This window comes from Mesorhizobium sp. M7A.F.Ca.CA.002.15.2.1 (assembly GCF_003998715.1).
GTDB classification, from domain to species: domain Bacteria; phylum Pseudomonadota; class Alphaproteobacteria; order Rhizobiales; family Rhizobiaceae; genus Mesorhizobium; species Mesorhizobium ciceri.
Genome location: NZ_RZPI01000729.1, coordinates 1 through 2,648 on the forward strand (window position 1 = coordinate 1; position 2,648 = coordinate 2,648).

The window sequence follows — 2,648 nt, forward strand, 5'->3', positions numbered from 1 at the left end:
CGTAACCAGCCACTGCCTCGCCACCTGTTCTCTGCGGCTAAGGAGCGAAAAATCTTGTCCATTGCGCCATCCGCGTTGCCCATCGGCATGCGCGGGATCGAGAAACGATTTGGCAGCGTCCCGGTGCTGCGCGACCTTAACCTCGATGTCGAGGCCGGCGAATTCCTGACGCTGCTCGGCCCTTCCGGTTCCGGCAAGACGACGCTGCTGATGATCCTGGCCGGTTTCGTGCGGGCCAATGCCGGCTCGATCAAGGTCGGCGGCGACGAGATCATCACCACGCCGCCGCACAAGCGCAACATCGGCATGGTGTTCCAGAACTACGCGCTGTTTCCGCACATGAACGTCTTCCACAACATCGCCTTTCCGCTGAAGCAGCGCGGCGTCGCCGCCGCCGAGACGGCCGAACGTGTCGAGAAGGCGCTCGATCTGGTGAAATTGCAGGGCCTGGGCGAACGCCGGGTCGACCAGCTTTCCGGCGGCCAGCGACAGCGTGTGGCGCTGGCACGCGCCATCGTCTTCGAGCCGCGCATCGTGCTGATGGACGAACCCTTGTCGGCGCTCGACAAGGGCCTGCGCGAGCACATGCAGATCGAGCTGCGCGCCCTGCATCGCCGGCTCGGCATGACCACCGTCTATGTCACGCACGACCAGCGCGAAGCCATCACCATGTCCGACCGCATCGCGGTCATGAACGCCGGGCGCATCGAACAGCTCGACAAGCCTGAAACCCTCTACGCCAGGCCGCAAACGCGATTTGTAGCCGGCTTCATCGGCGAATCGAATTTCATTCCGGTCGAGTGCCGCAACGGCTCCGTCTGGTACGAGGACCGGAGAATCCATACCGCGGCACCAGTGCCGGCAGCTGGCCAGCACCTGATGGTGGTGCGGCCGGAAAAGCTGCGGCTCCTGGCAGACGCCGAACCGACAAGCGGCGTCAACGTGCTCGAGGCGAAAGTCAGCGACATCATCTATCAGGGCGACAGCTTCGTCTGCTACGCGGCGTTGCGCGACGGCCGCCAGCTGACTTTGCGCGACTATTGCCGCAGCGATGTGCTGGCCAAAATGCCGGCGCCCGGCCAGCCAGTCTCATTCGGTCTCGATGCGCAGGACACGATCCTGGTGGCGGCAGACTGATGAGCGCGCAGCCCGCCCTCATGGAAGAGATCGGCAGCGCCGCAGGCCGGGAGCTCAACACGCAGGGACTTCACGCCGACGCCCGGCGTGAATCACTACGGCTGCTGGCGCTGTTGTCGCCAAGCCTGCTTCTGGTCTTCGCCATCATCATCGTGCCGATCGGCTGGCTGTTCTGGCTGTCGCTGTTCGACGAAGCGGGCGGCTTCAGCGCCGCCAATTATGCGCGATTCTTCGAGCAGGCCTCCTACATCAAGACCTTCATCACCACCTTCAAGGTCGCCTTCATCGTCACCGGCGCCTGCGTGCTGCTCGGCTCGGCCGGCGGCATTGATTTCACCAGATCAATTCGCAGAAGCGACCAATTTGCAGAAGTGACTAGGGGATATTCAGACAGAATGCGTGATTTCCAGTTTCCCGGCCGCTCGCCGGTTCGTGCCACCGAGGCGGTTGCCGCGACCTCGCATCCGCTTGCAACGCTTGCGGCCATCGACATGCTGCGCTCCGGCGGCAATGCCATGGACGCCGCGGTCTGCGCCGCCGCCGTGCAGGGTGTGGTCGAGCCGCAATCGACGGGCATCGGTGGCGACTGCTTCGTGCTTTATTCTCCCGGAGGACAAGGCAATGTGCTGGCCTTCAACGGCTCGGGGCGAGCGCCGGCCAGGGCGACGGTCGGCTGGTATCTCGAAAAAGGCTTCGACCGCATCCCGCTGCAGGGTCCGCATGCGGTCACCGTACCCGGCGCCGTCGACGCCTGGAGCCGCCTGCTCGAAGACCATGGCCGCAAGGGCCTTGCCGAGGCGCTGACGCCGGCCATTCACTATGCCGAGAACGGCTATGTCGTGCACGACCGCGTCGCCTTCGACTGGGCCGAGCCGGAGACCGACCTGTCGGCCGACGAGCATGCCGCGCGCATCTTCCTGCCCGGCGGCAGGGCGCCGAAGGCGGGTGACGTCCATCGGCAGCCGGAACTGGCGGCGACCTTGCGCATCATCGCCAAACACGGCCGGTCCGGTTTCTACGAAGGCGCGGTCGCCGACGATATGGTGAGCCGGCTCAACGAATTGGGCGGACTTCATACGGCCGAGGATTTTGCCGCGACCAGAGGCGACTATGTGGCGCCGGTCAGCACCTCCTATGGCGGCCATGAGATCCACCAGATGCCGCCGAACAATCAGGGGCTGACGGCGCTTTTGATGCTCAATTTGCTGTCGGGCTTCGAGCTTGGCGGGCTCGACCCCAATGGCGCCGAACGCCTGCATCTGGAGATCGAGGCCGGACGCCTGGCTTACCGCGACCGCGACCGCTATGTCGGCGACCAGGACCATGTCCCGGTGCCCCTGAAGCAGCTCCTGTCCGGCGCCTATGCCGACCGGCTACGCGCCGAGATCGACCGCGACCGCGCCATCACGCATCTGCCGCGCGTCGAGCCGCCCGGCAGCGACACGGTCTATATCTCCATCGTCGACCGCGACCGCAACGCGGTCTCCTTCATCAACTCGACCTATTATTCG

The 2,648-nt window shown here is 64.9% G+C and carries 2 protein-coding genes; both read left to right on the forward strand.

Annotation, left to right across the window (positions count from 1 at the left end):
• Window positions 1-54 precede the first annotated feature (54 nt).
• A complete protein-coding gene (locus ENZ74_RS28315; protein ID WP_063169709.1) occupies window positions 55-1,137 on the forward strand; it encodes an ABC transporter ATP-binding protein in 1,083 nt (360 codons plus the stop codon).
• A 395-nt stretch (window positions 1,138-1,532) separates the two neighbouring features.
• Window positions 1,533-2,648: gamma-glutamyltransferase (locus ENZ74_RS28320; RefSeq protein ID WP_127313163.1), on the forward strand; the 1,116-nt coding region annotated here is incomplete at its 3' end.